The sequence below is a fragment of the Pseudomonas sp. PAMC 25886 genome (assembly GCF_000242655.1).
Classification (GTDB): Bacteria; Pseudomonadota; Gammaproteobacteria; order Pseudomonadales; family Pseudomonadaceae; genus Aquipseudomonas.
This window is the reverse complement of record NZ_AHHC01000073.1, coordinates 12,450-33,248: the sequence shown is the minus strand read 5'-3', so window position 1 is coordinate 33,248 and position 20,799 is coordinate 12,450. Positions and strand designations below refer to the sequence as shown.

Annotated in this window: 15 protein-coding genes; 9 read left to right on the top strand and 6 right to left on the bottom strand. The window is 62.7% G+C overall.

Translation table 11 applies throughout. From position 1 onward, the window contains the following. Positions 1 to 278 precede the first annotated feature (278 nt). Positions 279 to 1,631: a tetratricopeptide repeat protein gene (locus MUM_RS0124635; RefSeq protein WP_010175208.1), complete on the bottom strand. Its 1,353-nt coding sequence runs from the start codon at positions 1,629 to 1,631 to the stop codon at positions 279 to 281. Between the two features lie 234 nt (positions 1,632 to 1,865). On the opposite strand from MUM_RS0124635, the gene MUM_RS0124630 reads away from it, so the two are divergent. The 5 genes from MUM_RS0124630 to MUM_RS0124610 all read left to right on the top strand — a co-directional run bounded on the left by MUM_RS0124630 (position 1,866) and on the right by MUM_RS0124610 (position 8,574). Continuing rightward, positions 1,866 to 3,449 carry an ABC transporter substrate-binding protein gene (locus MUM_RS0124630; RefSeq protein ID WP_010175207.1) on the top strand — a complete coding sequence of 528 codons (1,584 nt, stop codon included), beginning with the start codon at positions 1,866 to 1,868 and terminating at the stop codon, positions 3,447 to 3,449. Next, positions 3,446 to 4,423, top strand: coding sequence for an ABC transporter permease (locus MUM_RS0124625; RefSeq protein WP_010175206.1), 978 nt, complete (start codon positions 3,446 to 3,448; stop codon positions 4,421 to 4,423). Before MUM_RS0124630 ends, MUM_RS0124625 begins: the two co-directional genes overlap by 4 nt. Continuing rightward, a complete protein-coding gene (locus tag MUM_RS0124620) occupies positions 4,423 to 5,250 on the top strand; it encodes an ABC transporter permease (protein ID WP_010175205.1) in 828 nt (275 codons plus the stop codon). Before MUM_RS0124625 ends, MUM_RS0124620 begins: the two co-directional genes overlap by 1 nt. After that, the gene (locus MUM_RS0124615) at positions 5,247 to 6,827 is read left to right on the top strand and encodes a dipeptide ABC transporter ATP-binding protein (protein WP_010175204.1); all 1,581 of its coding nucleotides are present in this window, start codon (positions 5,247 to 5,249) and stop codon (positions 6,825 to 6,827) included. The genes MUM_RS0124620 and MUM_RS0124615 overlap by 4 nt, the downstream gene beginning before the upstream one ends. A gap of 892 nt (positions 6,828 to 7,719) precedes the next feature. After that, complete coding sequence (locus MUM_RS0124610; RefSeq protein ID WP_010175203.1) at positions 7,720 to 8,574, top strand: alpha/beta fold hydrolase; 855 nt, start codon at positions 7,720 to 7,722, stop codon at positions 8,572 to 8,574. Here the strand turns inward: MUM_RS0124610 and MUM_RS0124605 are convergent. The 3 genes from MUM_RS0124605 to MUM_RS0124595 all read right to left on the bottom strand — a co-directional run bounded on the left by MUM_RS0124605 (position 8,555) and on the right by MUM_RS0124595 (position 12,819). Next, positions 8,555 to 10,072, bottom strand: coding sequence for an ArnT family glycosyltransferase (locus MUM_RS0124605; RefSeq protein ID WP_010175202.1), 1,518 nt, complete (start codon positions 10,070 to 10,072; stop codon positions 8,555 to 8,557). The genes MUM_RS0124610 and MUM_RS0124605 overlap by 20 nt on opposite strands. Positions 10,073 to 10,131: 59 nt before the next feature. After that, the gene (gene arnT, locus MUM_RS0124600; protein WP_010175201.1) at positions 10,132 to 11,787 is read right to left on the bottom strand and encodes a lipid IV(A) 4-amino-4-deoxy-L-arabinosyltransferase; all 1,656 of its coding nucleotides are present in this window, start codon (positions 11,785 to 11,787) and stop codon (positions 10,132 to 10,134) included. Positions 11,788 to 12,135: 348 nt separating this feature from the next. Next, the gene (locus tag MUM_RS0124595; protein ID WP_010175200.1) at positions 12,136 to 12,819 is read right to left on the bottom strand and encodes a histidine phosphatase family protein; all 684 of its coding nucleotides are present in this window, start codon (positions 12,817 to 12,819) and stop codon (positions 12,136 to 12,138) included. Between the two features lie 347 nt (positions 12,820 to 13,166). On the opposite strand from MUM_RS0124595, the gene MUM_RS0124590 reads away from it, so the two are divergent. The 3 genes from MUM_RS0124590 to MUM_RS0124580 are packed head-to-tail and all read left to right on the top strand — an operon-like array spanning position 13,167 to position 17,365. Further along, the gene (locus MUM_RS0124590) at positions 13,167 to 13,835 is read left to right on the top strand and encodes an ABC transporter ATP-binding protein (protein ID WP_010175198.1); all 669 of its coding nucleotides are present in this window, start codon (positions 13,167 to 13,169) and stop codon (positions 13,833 to 13,835) included. Between the two features lies 1 nt (position 13,836). Then, a complete protein-coding gene (locus tag MUM_RS0124585) occupies positions 13,837 to 16,311 on the top strand; it encodes an ABC transporter permease (protein WP_029616082.1) in 2,475 nt (824 codons plus the stop codon). Then, on the top strand, positions 16,301 to 17,365 hold the full coding sequence (locus tag MUM_RS0124580; protein WP_010175194.1) for a lipocalin-like domain-containing protein: 1,065 nt from the start codon (positions 16,301 to 16,303) through the stop codon (positions 17,363 to 17,365). Before MUM_RS0124585 ends, MUM_RS0124580 begins: the two co-directional genes overlap by 11 nt. Positions 17,366 to 17,379: 14 nt before the next feature. On the opposite strand, the gene MUM_RS0124575 is transcribed toward MUM_RS0124580, so the two are convergent. Beyond that, positions 17,380 to 18,477 carry an SMP-30/gluconolactonase/LRE family protein gene (locus MUM_RS0124575; protein ID WP_010175192.1) on the bottom strand — a complete coding sequence of 366 codons (1,098 nt, stop codon included), beginning with the start codon at positions 18,475 to 18,477 and terminating at the stop codon, positions 17,380 to 17,382. Next, positions 18,474 to 19,151, bottom strand: coding sequence for a sterol desaturase family protein (locus tag MUM_RS0124570; protein ID WP_010175190.1), 678 nt, complete (start codon positions 19,149 to 19,151; stop codon positions 18,474 to 18,476). The genes MUM_RS0124575 and MUM_RS0124570 overlap by 4 nt, the downstream gene beginning before the upstream one ends. A gap of 175 nt (positions 19,152 to 19,326) precedes the next feature. Between MUM_RS0124570 and MUM_RS0124565 the strand changes: the two genes are divergently transcribed. Beyond that, entirely contained in the window at positions 19,327 to 20,793 is a 1,467-nt protein-coding gene (locus tag MUM_RS0124565; protein ID WP_010175189.1) for a hypothetical protein, read from the top strand. Positions 20,794 to 20,799: the final 6 nt, after the last annotated feature.

Here is a 20,799-nt window from a genome sequence, read left to right as displayed (position 1 = left end):
TCCTATCCCCTGTGTGCCTTGGCAGTCTCAGTCTTAGGCGCCCCGTTAAACCACGCTGGCCGAACGCAGGTAGTACGGAGCGGGTAAACCGGCAGGACGCCGGTTTAGCCGCGACGGGGCAGGGACGCCCCGTCGCGGCGGCCCGCGGAGTAGTACCGGAGAGAGGGCACACCGAGCCTTAGCGAGGTGCCGAGTGGTGGGGCAAGAGCCTTTTGGTTACTTTTGGGCTCCTTTCAAAAGTGACCCGCTGTAAGAGCGGAACCCATAGCAGCCGTTACCTAAATAACGGATATCCCCCCAATCCGCGCCCGCGCCCGCAGCGCCTGCTCAGGCAACCCCAAAGCCTCATACACCCCCACCAAAGCCCGATTCGTCGGCACATCCAGCCCGTCATACCGCCGGCGCAATTCCAGCGTTTGCTGCGCCCCGAGCCAATCCCCAACCCGCAACCGCGCATCCAGCTCCACCTGCGCAAACAAATCCCGCTGGGCATGACTCCCGCCAATCTCGTTCAAGCGCGGCAGCGCAATCCCCAACTGCTCCAGCGCCCGCTGAGCATCCCCCCGCGCATGGGCCAACAACCCCTCAGCCAGCGGCAACGTCACTTCCCCCCACACCGGCCGCCCATCAAGGCTGTGCCGCCGCAACGCCGCCAGCAACTGATCCGCCTCTGGCTTGCCGGCCCGGGCCAGCCCATACAGATACTGCACACTCAAAAACGGCTGCACCGCATCCCCGACCCGACGCTGCAGGTAAGGCGCCAACGCCTGCCAGCGCTCACCCACATCAATCCCGGCCAACTCCAGCCGCGCCAGCAACGACACCGCGCCCACCTGGTCCTGGGAGTACTCCGGCAAGATCCCCCACACATGCCGGTCATAAATCTCCAACACCCGCTGGTCCTTGCCACGCGCCAGATAAAACAACGCCAGGTGCCACCAATTGTGGGTGTACATAAACGAGTTCAACCCGTCCCAGTGGTGTTTCACCTCCTCCAGAAACCCGATGCCTTCCTCGATGCGCCCCTGGGTCAGCATCACATGGGCCAGCGCGTGATGAGCCCACGGCTCGGACGCCTGCAACCGCAAGGCCTCCCGTGCGCTGGCTTCGGCTTCTTCCAGCAAATGACACTGCTCATAAGCAAACGCCAGCAACCCGTGACTGTGGGCGATGTCCGGCGCACCCGCCGTGGCCTTCAACCCGATCCGCAGCAGCGCCGGCCAATTGCCCCGGTTGAATTCCAGGTACTGGTTGAGCTTGGCCGCAAACAAGTCCCGGGGGTAAAGGTCCAGCAGGTGTTCACTGAGGCGTAGCACCTCGTCCAACTCATCGTTGATCCAGGCCTGCAACAGCTTCAGATACAGCTGCGCCCGGGAATGCCGAGCATTCACCGCCGCCGCCCGCTGGCGGTATTTCTCGGCCAGCGCAGGGCCTTCGGGCGACTCGATAAACATCAGCAGCAAACCGGCAAACCCGTTGGCCAGGGCTGAATCGGGGTCGGCATCGGCCGCTGCCAGAATGCCCTCGGCGCGGGGCTGATAGCCGAGGAAGCCGCCGATGAAATCATCCAGGCCCTGGCGGGTGGCGGGGTTGAGGGTGTCGATGGGGTTGCCCAGGTAATCCAGTGACATGCGCTTCAAACTCAGTGGTTCAGATGACGTAACAAGGGCAAACCTTGTGCCAGCCGGCATAGCCTCGTGTTTGCTGCAAATGGGCCACAAGCCGCTGTTGCTTTTTCCACACTCGCCCCGGCCACTGTGGTTTTTTCATCACTGCCATGGCCCATGACGCCCGCAAACGCGGCCCGTCGTGCCATGGCACAGCCCTTGCTAAATCCCTGACAAAACCTTAGTCAAGGAGTCTCCATGCGCCCTTTATCTTTTCGCCGCGTCCTCTCATACCTGGGACTTGGCGCCGTGCTGCTGGCCGGCACCGCTCAGGCGCAACCCCATGACGGCGGCGTGCTGAACCTGGTGGCCCAACCCGAACCGCCGTCGCTGATGCACGGTGTGGTCAGCCACGTGTCCACCCAGTACGTCAGCGGCAAGATCCTCCAGGGCCTGCTGACCTTTGACACTGACCTTAAGCCCAAGCCGGTATTGGCCAAGGCCTGGACTGTTTCCCCGGATGGCCTGACCTACACCTTCGATTTGCAGGACAACGTGCGCTGGCATGACGGCCATGCCTTCACCGCCGATGACGTGGTGTTCAGCTTCCAGACCTTCTACCCCGAAGTGGACAAGCGCCTGGGCGGGGTCTTCACCGAGTACGTCGACAGCATCACCGCCAAGGGCCCGCTGCAAGTGGTCTTCCAGCTCAAGAAACCCTTTGCGCCGCTGCTCTCGGCCCTGGGCAGCGGGCTACGGCCTGTGGTGCCCAAGCACCTCTACGAGAACACCGATTTTCGCAACAACCCCTACAACCTCAAGCCCGTCGGCACTGGCCCGTTCGTGTTTGTGGAATGGAAGCGCGGCGCCTATATCAAGCTGGCCAAGAATCCCGACTACTGGAAAAAGGGCCTGCCCCACCTGGACGGCATCATCTTCCACGTGATCCCGGACGGCTCGTCCCGTGCGGCCGCCTTCGAGCGCAACGACGTGCAAGTGCTGCGCAGCGGTGATGCCGATTATTCCGACCTCAAGCGCCTGACCGCCTTGCCGGACGTGCAGTCCTCGGAAAAAGGCTGGGAGCTGTACTCCGGCCTGGCCTTCCTGCAGATCAACACGCGCAAGCCGCCGCTGAACAACCCCAAGGTGCGCCAGGCAATTCTGTACGCACTGAACCGCCAGTTCATCGTCGACAACATCTTCTTCGGCTCGGGCAAGGTCGCCCCCGGCCAGTTCGTGTCCACTTCGCCGTACCACGACCCGCAATTGCCGCAGTACACCTATGACGTGAAAAAGGCCAAGGCGCTGATTGCCGAGTCCGGCGTGGACGTGGGCGCGGTTCGGATTCGCCTGCTGAACGGCGAGAAGGGCGGCGCCTGGGAGCGCCTGGCCGAGTACACCAAGCAAGCCCTGCAACCCCTGGGCTTCAAGGTGCAAGTGGTGACGTCTGATGCGGCCACCTGGTTCCAGCGCGTCAGCGACTGGGATTTCGACCTGACCTACAACTTCATCTTCCAGATCGGCGACCCGTACCTGACCAACGCCTACCTGTACCGCTCCGACTACATCCTCAAGACTTCGCCGTTTGCCAACGTCAGCGGCTACAACAGCCCCGAGGCCGATGCGCTATGGACCAAGGTCGCCAACACCCCGGAAGGTCCGGAGCGTACCCAGCTCTATAGCCAGCTGGAGAACGTGCTGAACACCGACCTGCCGATCGCGCCGATCTTCGAAATGCGCTACCCGACCCTGTTCCACAAAGAGGTGAAGAACCTGCTGCAGACCGCCACCAGCCTTAACGAAGACTACGAAAGCGTCTACCTCGACGCACCTGCGCCATGAACGGGCTGCTGTATGTCAGCGGCCGCCTGCTCAAGGCGCTGTTGATGATTGTGGCGGTGCTGGTGCTGGGCTTTCTGCTGATCCGCCTGGCGCCGGGTGACCCGGCGCTGCTGTTGGCCGGCGAGGCGGGGGTGGACGATATGCAGTTCATCGAACACCTGCGCCAGACCATGGGCCTGGACAAGCCATTGCTCCAGCAGTTGCTGATCTACCTGGGCAACATCGCCCATCTGGACCTGGGCTATTCCTATCGCAACCAGACCTCGGTGTGGTCGCTGATTGCCGAGCGTTTGCCGGCGACCTTGGCCCTGATGGGGTCGGCATTCTTGCTGTCGTCGGTGCTCGGCGTCACCCTCGGCACCTTGGCCGCGCGGGCCCGGCAGAAGCGTCACTGGCTGGACGGTGTGATCTCCCACGGCGCGTTGCTGCTGTATGCGATGCCGCCGTTCTGGCTGGCGATGCTGTTGATCCTGCTGTTCTCCGTCAGCCTGGATTGGCTGCCGGCGTTCGGCATGGAAACGGTGGCGCAGGACTTCTCCCTGGTGGACCGGCTCAAGCACCTGCTGCTGCCGTGCGTGTCGTTGAGCGTGCTGTTTCTCGCCTTGTACATCCACCTGACCCGCGCCGCCGTGCTCGACGCGCTCGGCCAGGAATACGTGCGCACCGCCCATGCCAAGGGCCTGCACCCACGGCGGATTCTCTACGTGCATGTATTGCGCAATGCGCTGTTGCCGGTGGTGACTTTTGCCGGTTTGCAATTGGGCCAACTGGCCAGCGGCGCGTTGCTGGTGGAGGTGGTGTATTCCTGGCCGGGGATTGGCCGCTTGATGTACGACTCCTTGGCCCAGCGTGACTACGGCGTATTGATGGGCGGTTTTCTGGTGATCTCGATCCTGGTGGTGGGTTTTAACGTGTTGACCGATGTGATCTGTCGTTTTCTCGACCCGCGTATCGGTGCAGGAGTGCAAGGCTGATGCTGGTTCTTCGACGTTTTGTACGCCAGTCGTCGGCGCTGATTGGTGCGCTGTTTTTGCTGTTGCTGACGGTGTTGGCGATCGCTGCACCCTGGCTTACCAGCAGCTCGCCGTGGGAGATGAACAGCCAGCCGATGCTCACGCCATTCCACGACGCTGCCCATTGGCTGGGCAGTGACCTGCTCGGTCGCGACCTCGCCAGTGGCCTGCTGTACGGCGCGCGAGTGTCCCTGGCGGTGGGTGCCCTGGCCAGCCTGGCTACCCTGGTGGTCGGCCTGCTGGTGGGCGCCGTTGCCGGTTATTTTGGTGGTTGGGTCGACGGCGTGCTGATGCGCGTTGCCGAGTTCTTCCAGATCATTCCGCAACTGGTACTGGCGGTGATTCTGGTGGCGATTCTTGAGCCGTCCTTGTTCTCCATTGTGCTGGCAATCGCCCTGGTGGCCTGGCCCGCAGTGGCGCGTTTGGTCCGCAGTGAGTTCCTGACCCTGCGCCAGCGCGAATTCGTGCAGGCCGCGCGGGTGCTGGGCCAGTCACCGCTGGGGATCATCGCCCAGCAGATTTTGCCCAACGCCCTGGCACCGTTGTTGGTGACCATGACGTTTGTCATGGCCACGGCGATCCTCACCGAAGCGGCCCTGGCGTTTCTTGGCTTGAGCGACCCGGAAGCCATGAGCTGGGGTTACATGATCAATGCCTCCCGTGGCTTGCTGCGGGATGCCTGGTGGATGAGTTTCCTGCCGGGGCTGGCGATTGTGCTGTGTGTGCTGGCGGTCAATCGGGTGGGCGAAGGCTTGCGTGTGGCGTTTGAGCCTGGGAGGTCGCTATGACGTTATTGAGTGTTGAGCATTTGCGTATCGCCTTGCCGGCCGGTGCAGACCGCAGCCATGCGCTGTATGACCTGTCGCTGCAACTGAACCGTGGCGAATGCCTGTGTGTGGTGGGTGAGTCCGGCTCGGGCAAGTCGATGCTGGCCAAGGCTTTGTTGCGCCAGTTGCCGGCCCCGCTGACGGTGGAAAGCGGGCGCCTGGTGTTCCGGGATGAAGACCTGGCTGAACGCAGTGAAGAGGCGATGCGCCAACTGCGCGGGCGGGATATCAGCATGGTGTTCCAGGAGCCCATGAGTGCCCTCAACCCACTGTTGCGGGTGGGCGAACAGATCGATGAAACCCTGCGCGCCCATGGCGTGGCAGCGGCACGCGTGCGGCGTCAGCGGGTGGTGGATTTGCTCGGCTATGTCGGCTTGCCCGACCCTGAGCGGCTGCGCCTGGCGTATCCGTTTGAACTGTCTGGCGGGCAGCGTCAGCGGGTGGTGATCGCCATGGCCCTGGCGTTTGATCCGGCATTGTTGATTGCCGATGAGCCCACCTCGGCGCTGGACGTGACCACTCAGGCGCAAATCCTCGACCTGCTGCGCAAGATCCAGCAGGACAAGGGCATGGCGCTGTTGTTTATCACCCACGACTTTGCCGTGGTCGAAGCGATTGCCGACCGGGTGCTGGTACTGGAAAAAGGCCGGGTGGTGGAGCAGGGCACGGCGCCGGCGGTATTGCGTGTGCCCCGGGAAAACTACACCCGGCAATTGTTGGCGGCGGTGTCGGCGCAACCGCTGGTGCCGCGTGTGCCGGTCGCCGGTCCGGTGGTGTTGAAGGCCGAGGCATTGGGCAAGGTTTTCAGCAGTCGTAGCGGTTGGTGGGGGCGGCGAACCACCCAGGCGCTGGACGCGGTTCAGCTGCAATTGCGTGAAGGCGAGACGTTGGGGATTGTGGGGGAGTCGGGCTCGGGCAAGTCGACCCTGGGCCGGTGCCTGGTGCGTTTGTTGCGCGCCGACAGCGGGCGGATCGAGTGGTTGGGGCGCGAGGTGGCGGGGCTGCCTGAAGGGCGGCTGCGGCCATTGCGCCGTGAGGTGCAGATGATTTTCCAGGACCCGTTTGCGTCGCTCAATCCGCGGCAGACGGTGGGGCAGATCGTTATGACCGGGCCTTTGGTGCAAGGGGTTTCCCGGGTTGATGCTGAACGGCGAGCGCGTGAGTTACTGGAATTAGTGGGGTTGCCGGCAGCGGCGTTTGAGCGGTTTCCCCATGAGTTTTCGGGGGGGCAGCGCCAGCGGATCGGAATTGCCCGGGCGTTGGCGGTGGAGCCCAAGGTGTTGATTGCTGACGAGTGTGTGTCGGCGCTGGATGCGCTGGTTCAGGTGCAGATTCTGGAGTTGCTGGAGTCGCTGCAGCGGCGGTTGAAGTTGAGCATTGTGTTTATTACCCATGATTTGCGGGTGGCTGCGCGGTTGTGTGATCGGATTGCGGTGATGCACCGGGGGAGGGTGGTGGAGCAGGGGGAGACGGGGGCGCTGTTTGCGGATGCGCGGCATCCGTATACGCGGGAGTTGTTGATGGCTGAGGCGATCTGATTCGTGGAAGCTTTTGGGGTACATATCCGTTATTTAGGTAACGGCCGCTTATGGTTTCGCTCTTACAGCGACTCACTTTGGAAAAGCCCCAAAGTAAGCAAAGGGCTCTGCCCCGCCTGTCGGCACCTCGCCCAGGCTCGGTGTTCCCTCACTCCGGCATTGCTCCGCGGGCCGCCGCGACGGGGCGTCCCTGCCCCGTCGCGGCTAAACCGGCGTCCTGCCGGTTTACCCGCTCCTCAATCCCTGCGTTCGGCCTCGGGCTGAGTGGGGCAGTCAGAGCCAGATCAAGATCAAAAGCAAGAGCACAGCGGCCTACAGGCCGGCTTGAGTGGTAGAAGCCAGATCAAAAGCCAAAGCGAAAACCAAATCTGAAACTGATGCAGCTCTGCTTTTCTGTGGGAGCTGGCTTGCCTGCGATGCAGACACCTCGGTTTTTCAGGTACACCCAGTTGATGCCATCGCAGCGATGCGGCGACCCGACAAGCCAGCTCCCACATTTGGACCGTGCCCGCTTTTGATTTTTGTTTTTGCCTTTGCTTCACACCACTCAAGCCGGCCTGTAGGCCGCTGTGCTGTTGATCTGCTTTTGATCTTGATCTTAGGCGCCCCGTTAAACCACGCTGGCCGAACGCAGGTAGTACGGAGCGGGTAAACCGGCAGGACGCCGGTTTAGCCGCGACGGGGCAGGGACGCCCCGTCGCGGCGGCCCGCGTAGTAATGCCGGAGTGAGGGCACACCGAGCCTGAGCGAGGTGCCGAGTGGTGGGGCAAGAGCGTTTTGCTTACTTTTGCGCTGTTCAAAAGTGAGCCGCTGTAAGAGCGGAACCCATAGCGGCCATAACCGAAGAAACGGATATGCCCCCAATCCAAGCCACCGAGGAATCATAAACCCCATGACCACCACGTTCGATGACCTGCCACTGATCCGTGGCCAACAACTGGAAATCCGCCCCAACCGCCGCCTGAGTCTCACCCATCACGTAGGCACCACCCAACCCGACACGGTGGTGTTCTTCTGCCACGGCGCCGGCGGCAACAAGGACCAATGGCGCCATCAATGGCAAGCCCTGAAAACAGAAGGCTACAGCCTGGTCGCCTGGGACCTGCTAGGCCACGGCACCAGCGCAAAACCCCGCAACCCCGAGGCCTACGCCTGGCCCGAGCTGGTCGCCGACTACCTGGAAATCCTCAAACGCTACGGCGGCTCCCGCAACCTGATCATCGCCCACTCCTTCGGCACCGGCCTGACCCTCAGCACCTTGCTGGCCAAACCCGCGATCCCCATCGAGTCCGCATTATTGCTGGGCGCCCAACTGAACCGCCCCGGCAGAAGCGGCGGCCTGATGCGCCTGCCCGCCTGGATCCTGGAATGGCTGCGCCCACTGCTGGCCAAAGGTTTCCGCCAGGCCGCATGGAACGCCACCGCCGACCCCGCCCTGGTCGCCTACGAAGAAAAGCTCACCGAACGCAACCCGCTCTACATGTTCAAGGCCCTGATGAAAAATGCCCAATGGCCAGACGCCAACGCACTGCTCACCCTGACTTTGCCGGTGAGCGTACAGGCCGGTGACAGTGACGGCCTGACCCCGGCCAGCGGCGGTGAAGCATTGGCCCGGCATCTACCCAATGCCACGTTCCAGTTGCTGCCCGACTGCGGCCACCAACTGATGCTGGAAAAGCCCGACGACGTGCTGGCCGCGTTTCACCGATTAAACGCCAAAACCCCGATCACGGCGCTGTCGGAATAAACGCCACGCTGCCACCGTCACGCTTGTGGAACAACCGCTCGCCATTGTCCGGCTGGGTACTGATCACCTGATGATCGCTGCCCAGGTAGGCCACCGGTGCCGGAGTGTCCTTGGTGTACTGCGCGACAATAATCGTGCGCTGCGGGTCGAAGTGCCGGTCGCTGGTTTTGTCCAGCCACGCCATGAACGCTGCACTGCCACCCTCGCGCGGGAAGTCCTGGGTTTCAGCCACGTAGTAGAACGGCGCACCGTGGTTTTGCAGGTACATCGGCACCTTGTTGTCGACTTCCACCATCACCATCTGCCACTCATTCCACGGCGCGCTTTTCACCGCTTCGGCCTGCACGTCGTCGGCAAAACGGGTCACGCCGCCGTTGCCATTGGTCCACGGATACACCACCCCGAGCACCAGCAGCATCACTCCGGCGGCAATGCCGAACCCACGGTACCAGCCGCGCCCGACCGTGCCTTTGCGGGCGATACGCTCGCTGACCCACCAGGCCGCCAGTAATTGCGCGAACGGTACCAGCGGCAGCACGTAGTAACTGCGCCGGCTGCCACTGGCGGTGAAGAACACAAACAACAGGCCCAGGCCCCACACCAGCCAGCGCGTATTGGGCGGGGTGTCGCGCCAGTGCCGCACGGCGAGCCACAGGCCGAGGATCCAGCACGGGGCCCAGGGCAGGGTGTAGGCCGGCAGGTAGATCAGGTAGGTGTAGATCGGCCCCATGTGGTCGAACGGGTCGAAGAAGCGCACCACGTTTTCCCGGAATACCAGTTCCAGGCCGCTTTCACCGTAGGTGGGCGCGCCGTAGAGATGGGAGAGTACAAACGGGATCGCGTAGAACGCCCCGGCGATGATCACCGCCAGCACCAGGCGCAGGTTGAGGTGGCGCTTGTAGCGCTGTTCGCTGAGCAGGTGCGGCAGCAGTACCAGGCCCGGCAGCACGAAGCCGATCAATCCCTTGAACAGCGACGTCACCGCCAGCAACAGGAAGAACACCGTGTAGCGCCCCAGCCGCGTGTCGTCCGGGCCGCGCCAGTACCACCAGACGGCCGCCAGCACACCGCACACGGTCAGCACGTCTGCCGTGGCCACCCGGGCCCAGAAGATGAAGTAGAAGGTGGTCGCGAGCATCCAGCCGGCAATCAGCCCGGTGCCCTTGCGGAACAGGCGCTCGCCGATCAGGTAGACCAGCCAGATGCTCAGCCACGCGGCGATCACCGATGACAGGCGCAGCGACCACGGCCCCAGGCCGCCCATCAGGTTGGCCAGGCCGGTGATCAGCCAGTACGACGGCAGGGGTTTGTCGTAATACGGCGTGCCCTTGAGGTACGGGTCGAAGTAGTCGCCGCTTTGCAGCATTTGCAGGGTGATGTTTGCCCAGCGGGTTTCCGGGCCCCACAGGTCGCGGGCGCCCAGGCCCAGCAGCAGAATCACGGCAGACACGCCCAGGAGCAGCAGCAGGGCGCCGCGTTCGGTTTTCCAGAAGTTCATGCAGCGGTTCCGATGTGGGATGAGTGTTGAATGGGTCACCCCACATTAGTGCGGCTGTGTTACGGCAATTGGGGGTAGATGATGATCTCCAGGTCACCCTTGTAATAACGCTTGCCCCCCAGCGGCAATTGCCCGGCTTCGCGCATTTCGCTGGTGCTCCTGACCCGCATCAGCACGCCCACCGAACCTTGCTGGCGCGCCTGTTTGAGCCAGGCCTGGACGCTGTCCAGGTCGACCTTGCGGTGCATCGAGTCGGCGTATTGCAGGCCGTAGCGCAACTCGCCTTCGGTGTCGTAGAACGCGACTTCGGGCCGTCGCAGGCGCCACGACAAGGCAGACGCAGAGCCCAGTTCGTTGCTCAGCAGTGCGTGGGTCTGTTGCAGTTCGTCCAGGTGCTGGAGCACAAACTGGTCGGGCATCTCGTTGTCTTCGATCAGCGCCGGCATGCCGGCGGGCAACAACGCCACCAGCAGGCCGATACCCAGCGCCGGCATTGCCCACAGCGTCAGCGGGCGAAACGCTTGCAGCAGGTTGGCGAGCATCCAGCCCATCAGCACGATGAACGTCAGGGACAGGTTGAACATCTCACTGTGGCTGTTGCCGTACAGCGGCCTGGCGATTTGCAGGTAGATCAGCGTGATCATCGCCGCCAGGCCGATGCCCAGGTTGAGCAGGCCATTGAAGCGCAGCGTACGGGTGCGGGCATTGGCCAGCAGGTCGATCAACGCATGGCCCATCAGCAACGCCAGCGGCAGCAGGCACGGCATGATGTAGGTCGGCAACTTGCCGTTGCTCAGGCTGAAAAAGCCCAGGGGCAACAGCATCCACAGCGCGAGGAAGACGATGGCGGGCTGGCGCTTTTCCTTCCAGGTCTTGCACAGCGTCGCCGGCAGCAGTGCCGCCCACGGCAGGCAGGACACCACCATCAGCGGCAGGTAAAACCACCAGGGCCGCGCATGCTGGGCGTTGTCGGAGGCAAATCGGCGGATGTGCTCGTGCCAGAAAAAGAACCGCCAGTAGTCCGGCTCCTGCAGGTGGATCGTCAGGGCCCAGGGCAGGCACACCACGGCCGCCACCAGAATCGCCAGCGGGCCATAGCGCAGCAGCTCCCCGAGGCGCCGCTGCCAGAGCATGTAAGGCAAGGCGATCAGCACCGGCAGCAACCACGCCAGGAAGCCCTTGGTCATGAAGCCCATGCCGCAGGCCACGCCCAATAATGTCCAGCTGGCGAGGCGGGCGCGGGGAGTGGAACTGTCGAGGGCAAACCACAGCGCCGCCAGGCTCAGGTTGACCCAAAAGGTAAATTGCGGGTCCAGGTTGGAGTAACCGGCTTGCCCGGCCACCAGGCCGAAACTCATATAGAGCAGGGCGCAGGCAAAACTCTTGCGCGGGTCGTTCCACAACCGGCGGGCAACCAGGTAGGCGAGCATGACGCTCAGGCCGGTGGTCAGGGCAGAGGCAATGCGCACGCCGAACAGGTTTTCACCAAAGATCGCCTGGCCCAGCGCGATCAGCCAATAACCGGCGGCGGGCTTTTCGAAATAGCGCACGCCCATGAAATGTGGCGCCACCCAGTTGCCGCTCATGATCATTTCCTGGCTGATCTGGGCGTAGCGGGATTCGTCGGGAATCCACAGGCCGTGCAGGCCCAACGGCAACAAATAGAACATCACGAATGCCAGTAGCAATACGGGCAAAGGTTTAAGGCGGGTCATGGCTATTGCACTCTCAGGCGGTATTGACGGTGGATCAGCGCGAGCGCTGGATCAGCCATGCGCGAGGGGTGGAGGATGGTCAGGGTCGGGTGAAAATGCGGCACAGAACGTTATTCCTTAAACAGTCTGTTAGTGGGCGCGGAATTGAATATCCATGCGCCCTAGTCAAGCTCGTTAAATGGGCGGCGTCCAATGAGTCATCGAAAGTCATCGTCATGTTGTTAACTTGTGAAAAGTTAGTGAGCTAAGAGTTTCTTGAAAAAAAGCCCAGTTAAAACTGTAAAAGATGCCATGGCTTGGCTGTCTTTTTGCTGAACGAACTTGAATGATTAAATGTAAAGAAGTGTTCTAAAGTTGTTTAAGTGCGGCGGCCCAGTCCTTGCTGTTCATAATGCCCAGGGCCTTGAACTTGCCGTTGGGCAGGAGCTTCACAAACAACGCACTGCCGTATTCAGCGTGTGCGGCGTGTTCGAAGCCCAGCGCCTCCTCAAAGTCACTGATGCAGGCGCTGTGGGTGACCAGCAGCAGGTTGCGATCAGGCAGCTTGTGGGGGCGCAGTTCCTCACCGATGGCAGGGCCGCAGATGGCCAGCGGGCCGGGTGACAACTCAGCCTTGCCGAACATGAACAGCGAGGTCTGCGCGGTGCGGGTGGTGGGGCTGCTCAGGACGTCGGTGTTTTCCATGCCCAGGGTCTGAAAGGCCTTGCCCACAGCCGTGGCAGACAACGAGCCGAGCGTGGTCAGGCCGTCTGCCGGGCCCAGGCAGGGGTTGGTGGAGCGGTCGCAACGCTCTTCATGGCGCACCAGCACCACCAGGTCGCCGTTGCGCCAGGCTTCCAGGGCGCCGGAAGTGAGCAGGCGATGGCCCACGCCCAGGTCCAGGGGCGAGCGTGGCCACCAGATAAACGCTGTCACCGCCAAGCTGACCATCACGATAGCCGCCACGCCAAGCCAGAGCTTGTTCAGCTGTTTTATAAATGCCCAGCGCGAGCGAGACTTGCTCAGAGTCAGGTCAACCACACTATTCACCATAGGTAACTTCCAGGCGTAATCCGGTAACTGGCGGCAGCAAGTTAGGCAGGGCGCCAAGTGAAGAGCGCTTATGCAGGAATGTGCAAAAGCGTGTCACAGGGGCGCTGTCTTTTTGCTGAACATACCGATATAAAAAATTATTCATGTGCACTAACGGGTGTTTGAAAATAACCAACCTGTTATCTGCTCATGGGCGGCAATTTAGAGTGCGGCGGGTGGCCGCCGAGTGAAATCAATGTGAAAAATTTGCAGCGGGTCATAGGGCGCTCCTTTTGCCCATGGTTGTGACATAAAAATGTGACAACCGTTATTCTCGGCCTCAATCCAGGAACCGGTGGGGAAGGGTGATGCTGCAGGTACAAGGGGTATACAAGAGCTACGGCACGCCGCAGGGGCCGTTGGCCGTGCTGGCGGGTGTCGACCTTTACCTGGGCGCGCGCAGCAGCCTGGCGTTGATGGGCGAGTCCGGCAGTGGCAAAAGCACGCTGCTGCACCTGGTGGCCGGGCTCGACCGGGCAGACCGTGGCAGCCTCCAGGTGGGCGATCAGCGCCTGGACCAGATGAACGAAGCGCAACTGGCCCACTGGCGCCGCACCGAGATTGGCCTGGTGTTCCAGCAGTTCAACCTGATCGGCAGCCTGCGGGTCGAAGACAACCTGGCGTTCCAGGCGCGCCTGGCCGGGCGCTTCGATCCGGCCTGGCAAGCGCAATTGGTGGAGCGCCTGGGCCTGGGGGACTTGCTCAAGCGTTATCCCGAACAACTGTCCGGCGGCCAGCAGCAGCGGGTGGCCGTGGGGCGGGCCCTGGCATCGCGGCCCGGCTTGCTGCTGGCGGACGAACCCACCGGCAACCTCGACGAAGCCACCAGCGACGAAGTGCTGCAACTGCTGCTGGACCTGCTGCGGGACAGCCCAACCAGCCTGTTGATGGTCACCCACAGCCCACGAATCGCCGCGCGCCTGGACCAGCAAGTGGTGCTCCACCGTGGTCGGGTACTCGCAGCGGACGCCCGCTGAGGTGCGCGTCTTCTACTGGACACTGCGCGCGCTGCTCAGCCATTGGCGCCGCCACCCCGTGCAGTTCTTCAGCGTGCTCACCGGCCTGTGGCTGGCCACCGCGCTATTGACCGGTGTGCAAGCCCTCAACAGTCAGGCGAGGGACAGCTACGCCCGGGCCAGCCAACTGATCGGCGGTGAACCCCAGGCCAGCCTCAGCGCGCCGGACGGTGCCAGCTTCCCCCAGGCGCTGTTTGCCGAACTGCGCCGCGCCGGGTGGCCGGTGTCGCCGGTGGTGCAGGGCCGTGTGCTGCTCAAGGGGCATGAAGACCAGCGCCTGCAAGTGATGGGCATCGACCCGGTGTCGTTGCCCGGCGGCGGTGCGGTGGCCGGGCAGACTCTGGACCGGGCGCAGATGGTCGCGTTCTTCAACCCGCCAGGACGCACCTGGATCGCGCCGCAGACCTTGCAGGCGCTGGGCCTGAAAGAGGGCGAACAGCCGCAGACGTCCGCCGGGCTGGCGCTGCCGCCACTGTACGTTCAACCGGACATGGCGCCCGGACTGCTACTGACCGACATCGGCTTCGCCCAACCACTACTGGACATGCCCCAGCGCCTGTCTCGATTGCTGCTGGACAAGGCCTTTGCCGCCGCTCATCCCGCCTTGCCGGCTGAATTGAATGGGCAGCTCCAGCTCAAACAGGCCGAGGAAAACAACCTCGCGCGCCTCACCGAAAGCTTCCACCTGAACCTCGACGCGCTGGGGTTTTTGTCCTTTGTGGTGGGGTTGTTTATCGTGCACGCCGCCATCGGCCTGGCCCTGGAGCAGCGGCGCGGCCTGCTGCGAACCTTGCGTGCGTGCGGGGTGAGTGCGCGGATGTTGATCCTCAGCCTGGCGGTCGAACTCGGTGGCATGGCCGTGCTCGGCGGCCTGATGGGCGTGGCCAGTGGGTACGTGCTGGCCAGCCTGTTACTGCCCGACGTCGCCGCCAGCTTGCGCGGCCTGTATGGCGCCGAGGTGCCCGGCCAATTAAGCCTCAGCCCACTGTGGTGGCTCAGCGGCCTGGGCCTGGGCTTGCTCGGCGCGTTGCTCGCCGGGGCCAGCAGCCTGTGGCGGGCGGCGCGCTTGCCGTTATTGGCGCTGGCCAATGCCCAAGCCTGGCACCACGCCCATGGGCGCTGGCTGCGGCGCCAGGGCTGGGTGGCGGGCGCTGCCTTATTGATCGCGCTGCTGGCGCTGGTGTTCGGCGATAGCCTGGCCAGCGGTTTTGTATTGATGGCTGCGTTGTTGTTGGGCGCTGCGCTGGGTTTGCCGGTGGTGCTCAATGGGGTGCTCAAGGCCGTATTGGGGCGCAGCCGCTCGGTACTGGGCCAATGGTTTCTCGCCGATTGCCGCCAGCAGTTGCCGGCCTTGAGCCTGGCGCTGATGGCCTTGCTGCTGGCGTTGGCCGCCAATATCGGCGCGGGCTCGATGACCTCGGGCTTTCGCCAGACCTTCAACAACTGGCTGGAGCAGCGCCTGACCGCCGAGCTGTACCTCAACCCGCAAAACCCGGCCCAGGCCGAGCAGTTGCACACCTGGCTGGTACAACAGCCTCTGGTACAGACCGTTCTGCCCACCTGGCAGGTCGCGGTGCGGTTGCAAGGTTGGCCGGCAGACCTGTTCGGCGTGGTCGACGACTCAACCTATCGCCAGCATTGGCCGTTGCTCGAAGCGGCGGCGGATCCCTGGGGCCAGTTGTTGCAAGGCGACACCCTGATGCTCAGCGAGCAGATGGCGCGCCGGCTCAAGGTGCGGTTGGGCGACGTGATCCGTATCCCTACGCCCCAGGGTCAATGGTCGCCGAAGGTGGTGGGGATTTACGCCGACTATGGCAACCCCAAGGGCCACTTGCTGGTGAACTCGCGGTACCTGTTGCAGCACTGGCCGGGATTGTCACCGGCGCGTTTCAACCTGCGGGTATTGCCGGGCAACGTGCCCACCCTGGTGCGTGAAGTGCAGGACCGGTTCGCCCTGGAAGACAGCCGCATCGTCGATCAGCAGCAACTCAAGGGCTGGTCGAGCCAGGTCTTCGAACGCACCTTCGCCGCCACCGCCGCTCTCAACAGCCTGACCCTGGGCGTGGCCGGCGTGGCGTTGTTCATCAGCCTGCTGACCCAGAGTCAAAGCCGGCTTGGCCAGTTGGCGCCGTTGTGGGCGCTGGGCGTGACACGACGCCAATTGATGCTGCTCAACCTCGGCCAGACCTGGCTGCTGGCGGTGCTGACCCTGGTGCTGGCGCTGCCATTGGGCTTGCTGCTGGCCTGGTGCCTGGACGTGGTGATCAATGTCCAGGCCTTTGGCTGGCGCCTGCCGTTGCAGATTTTTCCGTGGCAACTGGCGCAACTCCTGGGGCTGGCGATGTTGGCCACCTTGCTGGCGTCGGCCTGGCCGTTGTGGCAGTTGTACCGCAGTCGCCCGGCGGATTTGCTGAGGACCTTTGCCAATGAAGATTAAGTACCTGCTGTGGGCGACGTTCCTGCTGCTGGCTGCCTGCGATAAACCGCCGGCACCTGAAGAAAGCTTCGCCGGGCTGGGCAGCCAGGCTGCGGACTTCGCCCAAGTGGCACCCGGCAAAGTCTTCAGCTTCCCCGAGGACCACGGCCCCCATGATGGCTATCGCATCGAATGGTGGTACCTCACCGCCAACCTCAAGGACGCCGAGGGCAATGCCTATGGCGTGCAATGGACGCTGTTTCGCAACGCGCTCAAGGCCGGGCCGACGCAACCGGGCTGGCGCGACTCGACCCTCTGGCTGGGCCACGCCGCCGTTACCTCGGCCACCCGCCATTACGCCGCCGAACGCTATGCCCGTGGCGGCGTGGGGCAGGCGGGGGCCCAGGCCGAACCGTTCAACGCCTGGATCGACGACTGGAATTTTGCCACCCGCCCCGGTGCCGCCAGCTCCCTGGCGGACATGCAACTGGCGGCTGCCGGTGAGCATTTCAGCTACGACCTGCACCTGACCTCCAGCCGCCCGCTGGTGCTCCAGGGCGAGAACGGCTACAGCCGCAAATCCGACCAGGGCCAGGCGTCGTACTACTACAGCCAGCCGTTTTTCCAGGCCGATGGCCGCGTGACCATCGACGGCAAACCCTACCAGGTCACAGGCACCGCCTGGCTCGACCGCGAATGGAGCAGCCAGCCCCTGACCGCCAGCCAGACCGGCTGGGACTGGTTCTCCCTGCACCTGGACAGCGGCGAGCAGTTGATGTTGTTCCGGGTGCGGCAGAAAGACGGGCCGTCGTACCTGACCGGCACCTGGATCGACCAGCAGGGCCAAACACAGACGTTGCACAACCAGGACATCCAGCTGACACCACTGGCCACCACCACAATTGATGGGCGCAGCATTCCCACCCAATGGTCGCTGAAAATCCCGGGCAAGCATCTGGACATCACTACTCAAGCGCTCAATCCCGAAGCCTGGATGAACCTGAGCATTCCTTACTGGGAAGGGCCGGTGAAATTTCAGGGTGGGGTGGGGTATCTGGAGATGACGGGATACTGAGTCAGTTGCTTTCTCTATTGCCCCAAGGCCAGTTTGAGCGGCAGGCGTGCCATGCCCGTATTCTTCAGCGAGCCCAAATACAACCAGTCTCCATACTCGCGTGCCGTGGTGATGGGGGAGTAGTTACCGCTGCTGCCATCCTGCAGGTTGGCGATCACCTTGCCGTTCACATCCAGCCCCAGCACAAAGGCCTTACGCTCGATGGGCTTGGGCAGCACCATCAGCGCCCGCACCATGATCTTGCGCATCAACGGGTAGCCGGCAAAACCGTCGAGCAACGGGTTGCGCGGTGAATACAGGGCGACCCAGAAACGGTCCTGGCCATTGAAGCTGAGGTTGTCCGGCAGACCCGGCAGGTTGTCGATAAACAGGTCGTGGACGCCGGCCTTATCGCCCTTGAGCCAGTAGCGGCTGATGCGATAGGCGCCGGTTTCGTTGACCAGCACATAGTCTTCGTTCGGCCCCAGGGCCACGCCATTGGCGAACTGCAGTTGGTCCAGCAGCACCTCGGTGTGGCCGTTGCCGAAGTCATAACGCAGCAAGCGGCCGTCGCCACCGTGCTCGATCACGGCCTCCCCGTCTTGGCCATAACCCCAGCGGCTCGACGCATCGCTGAAGTATGCATAACGCCCCGCGGCGTCGACGGTGACGTCATCGGCAAAGCCAAACGGCAGGCCGGCGGCGCTGGTGGTCAGAGTGGTGAGGTTGTGCCCGGTGTCGAGGGCGAGCAGGCCCTTGATGCCGTCGGCAATGATCAGCCGCCCGTCCGGGTGCAGGGCCAGCCCCAGGGGGCGGCCGTGGGTGTTGGCCAGCTCTTCGATGACGTGGCTTTCCGGGGCTGTGCGGATGATGCGCCCGTCATGCAGGCCGGTGATGAGAAAACCTTTGCCATCCAGCAACAGCGCTTCCGGCCCGGCGATGTCCTGGGCGCCGGTTCTTTTCACGGCCTTGAGGCGCTGGTTTTCGGCGTATGGCCCGACCTTCATGGACGGCGGCTTGGGCGGCGACCAGTTGACCGGTTGCACCCTGGTGGGCATCAGCAACAGGAAGGCGACGATGGCGACCAGGACCAGCAGGACCAGATGACGAACCTTCCTTGGACGAGTACTCATGACGATTCCTGATGGTCAGTGGTGCGCGGTTCCCAATGCAGGGTGCCGAAGAGGTAGTCCATCAGCGGCAGGACGATATTGAAATTGCGCCCCTGCATCAGTTCGCGACGGTGATGCAGGGCATGCAATCGGTGCATCTGGCGGATCCACGGCAAGCGGGCCACGGGGTGGTCGGGGTGCAGGTGTTCGCAGGCGTGGAAAAACTCGTAGAGCAGGTAACCAAGGATCATGCAGCCGGCGAACAGGCCGGCGACGTTGGGGTTGAGGTGTTTGAGCAACCACCAGGCGGGGAGGGTGATGACCAGGCTGTGGAGCAGGATCAGCCAGGCGGGGAACAGGATGACACGCCAGTCTCGCGGGCTGTCGCAGGTCATGTGGCCGGGGGTGAAGAAGCTGTGGTGGTCACCGGTGTGGCGGGCGTAGAACAGCCGGGCGAAGGCGTGTTTGTGGTGGCCCAGGTGGCGGTGGACGAGGTAGATGCACAGGTTGAAGAAAATCAGCGTGAGGGGCACGGCCAGCCATTCCAGCCGTTGGATCTGGTCGGTGCTGGACCAGAACAGGCTGACGCAGAGCAGGCCGTAGCCGAAGACGAAACCTGCATGGAGCCACGGGTTGTAGCGAAGGTTGATGCTTGCGCGATAGGTGGCGCGGAAGGCCTCGGTGGGGTGAGTCATTGGGAGCGCTCGGTGTTGTTTTTGTTAGGGCTGAGCTTAGTTGGAATTGGCGCATCTATCCTGCATTCAGAAAATATACTGTACATGCATACAGTTATGTCCTACATTCCATTCCAGGTGACCGGATGTCGCCGATCACCTGAGCTTCAATTTTTTAACTATGGATGGATAAAAAATGAAATCGAAAAAAGCGTTTATGCTCGGAGCTGCCATCGCGGCCTCCTGCTTCGTTTCGGCTTACGCCCTGGCCGAACAATATCCTGCACACTTGACGCCGCAACCCTTGCAGCAAGCCGTGCAACAAGCCCTCAAGAGTGGTGGCAACGTCACGTCGCAAAAGGCGTCGGCCGCATTCCTGGAGAAAATCAAAGCCTCGCAGCAGGTGAAAAAGCCGGCGCAGGCTGCCAAGGCGTTGAGTGGGGTTGTGGTTGCCCAGTCGGTGCAGGCGGATAACGCCAAGGTAGATGTCAAGGCCGCGGCGGCCCAGGCGTTCACGCCGCTGTGCCAGACGCTGGGCATCAATCAGATGTACAACCTGGACGGTGTGCAAACCGGCAACGATGTCTGCTACCACTTCAACGTGCCGCAAAAGGCACGGGCGACTGTGATGCTGGTAGGGCAGAATGCTGCCACCAACATGTCCCTGACCCTGTTCCAGGACGACGGCCAGAACAACATTACGTCTCTCGGCACGTCGGATAACCCGGGCAATGCCAACGAGGTGCTGGCTGGCGTCCTGCCACCCGGCGACTACTACTGGTTCATGCACGCCAATTCGGCTGACGGTTCGCCGTTCAGTTTCGGCGTGGACATCAACATGACGATTGACGATTTCGAACCTAACGACAGTTTCGAAACGGCTTATCAACTGCCGGATACCCTGAACTACGTCACGGGTAACTCCGACACGGCGACCGATGAAGACTACTTCTCCTTCAAGGCCCTGCGCGGGCAGAAGGTCAGTGCCTATTTCGACGGTGTGAACGAGAGCGATCGGGGCCAGTGGATTTCCGAGTATTTTGACGGCGTCAAATGGATCCCGATCAACCCCAAGGCGAAAATCACCTGGCCATCGCCATCGGTTAATGGCGTGGTGAACGTACGGGTGCGGCCTAACCCGGCTGCAAGCTGGAAGGCTACGGCGCGCTACAAGCTGTCGCTGGGCTCCACACCCGAGGTGTTGAGCCACAGTGTGCAAGGTGACAACGTGGTGCGGATCCCGGCTTCGGCCAATGACTACGACCCGTTCATGACCACCCAGGCGGCACGTGACTTGAGCTGGGCCGTGACCTGGGCCGACAGCACCGGTAAACGGCTACAGGGATTGACCCCGTATCTGCAACTCGACAAGCACGTCAACCGTAATACCTACCTGCCGGTGTACATCCCTTACTACGGTTCGGTGACCGGCGTGTCGGGTGCGGCATCCGGTACGGTCAACCTGGGCAATTGCGCGGGTGAGGCGACCGTCAGGTACGTGTCCTACGATTCGGGTTACAAAAATACCTGGGAGACCAACTACAACTTCGCCGTCTGGCGCCTGCGCATCGAGGAGTACCCGGATGTCGGCGTGGGTGGCGACGCTACCCCGGTCAGCATGGCTCATATCTGCAGCCAGCGCGTGATCTCCAGCGAACGGTGATCAACC

Coding starts and splice junctions, on each gene's coding strand:
- MUM_RS0124575 (WP_010175192.1), bottom strand. CDS start 18,477: ATGAGTACTCGTCCAAGGAAGGTTCGTCATCTGGTCCTGCTGGTCCTG.
- MUM_RS0124620 (WP_010175205.1), top strand. CDS start 4,423: ATGCTGGTTCTTCGACGTTTTGTACGCCAGTCGTCGGCGCTGATTGGT.
- MUM_RS0124625 (WP_010175206.1), top strand. CDS start 3,446: ATGAACGGGCTGCTGTATGTCAGCGGCCGCCTGCTCAAGGCGCTGTTG.
- MUM_RS0124630 (WP_010175207.1), top strand. CDS start 1,866: ATGCGCCCTTTATCTTTTCGCCGCGTCCTCTCATACCTGGGACTTGGC.
- MUM_RS0124570 (WP_010175190.1), bottom strand. CDS start 19,151: ATGACTCACCCCACCGAGGCCTTCCGCGCCACCTATCGCGCAAGCATC.
- MUM_RS0124580 (WP_010175194.1), top strand. CDS start 16,301: ATGAAGATTAAGTACCTGCTGTGGGCGACGTTCCTGCTGCTGGCTGCC.
- MUM_RS0124590 (WP_010175198.1), top strand. CDS start 13,167: ATGCTGCAGGTACAAGGGGTATACAAGAGCTACGGCACGCCGCAGGGG.
- MUM_RS0124635 (WP_010175208.1), bottom strand. CDS start 1,631: ATGTCACTGGATTACCTGGGCAACCCCATCGACACCCTCAACCCCGCC.
- MUM_RS0124595 (WP_010175200.1), bottom strand. CDS start 12,819: ATGGTGAATAGTGTGGTTGACCTGACTCTGAGCAAGTCTCGCTCGCGC.
- MUM_RS0124605 (WP_010175202.1), bottom strand. CDS start 10,072: ATGAACTTCTGGAAAACCGAACGCGGCGCCCTGCTGCTGCTCCTGGGC.
- MUM_RS0124610 (WP_010175203.1), top strand. CDS start 7,720: ATGACCACCACGTTCGATGACCTGCCACTGATCCGTGGCCAACAACTG.
- MUM_RS0124565 (WP_010175189.1), top strand. CDS start 19,327: ATGAAATCGAAAAAAGCGTTTATGCTCGGAGCTGCCATCGCGGCCTCC.
- MUM_RS0124615 (WP_010175204.1), top strand. CDS start 5,247: ATGACGTTATTGAGTGTTGAGCATTTGCGTATCGCCTTGCCGGCCGGT.
- arnT (WP_010175201.1), bottom strand. CDS start 11,787: ATGACCCGCCTTAAACCTTTGCCCGTATTGCTACTGGCATTCGTGATG.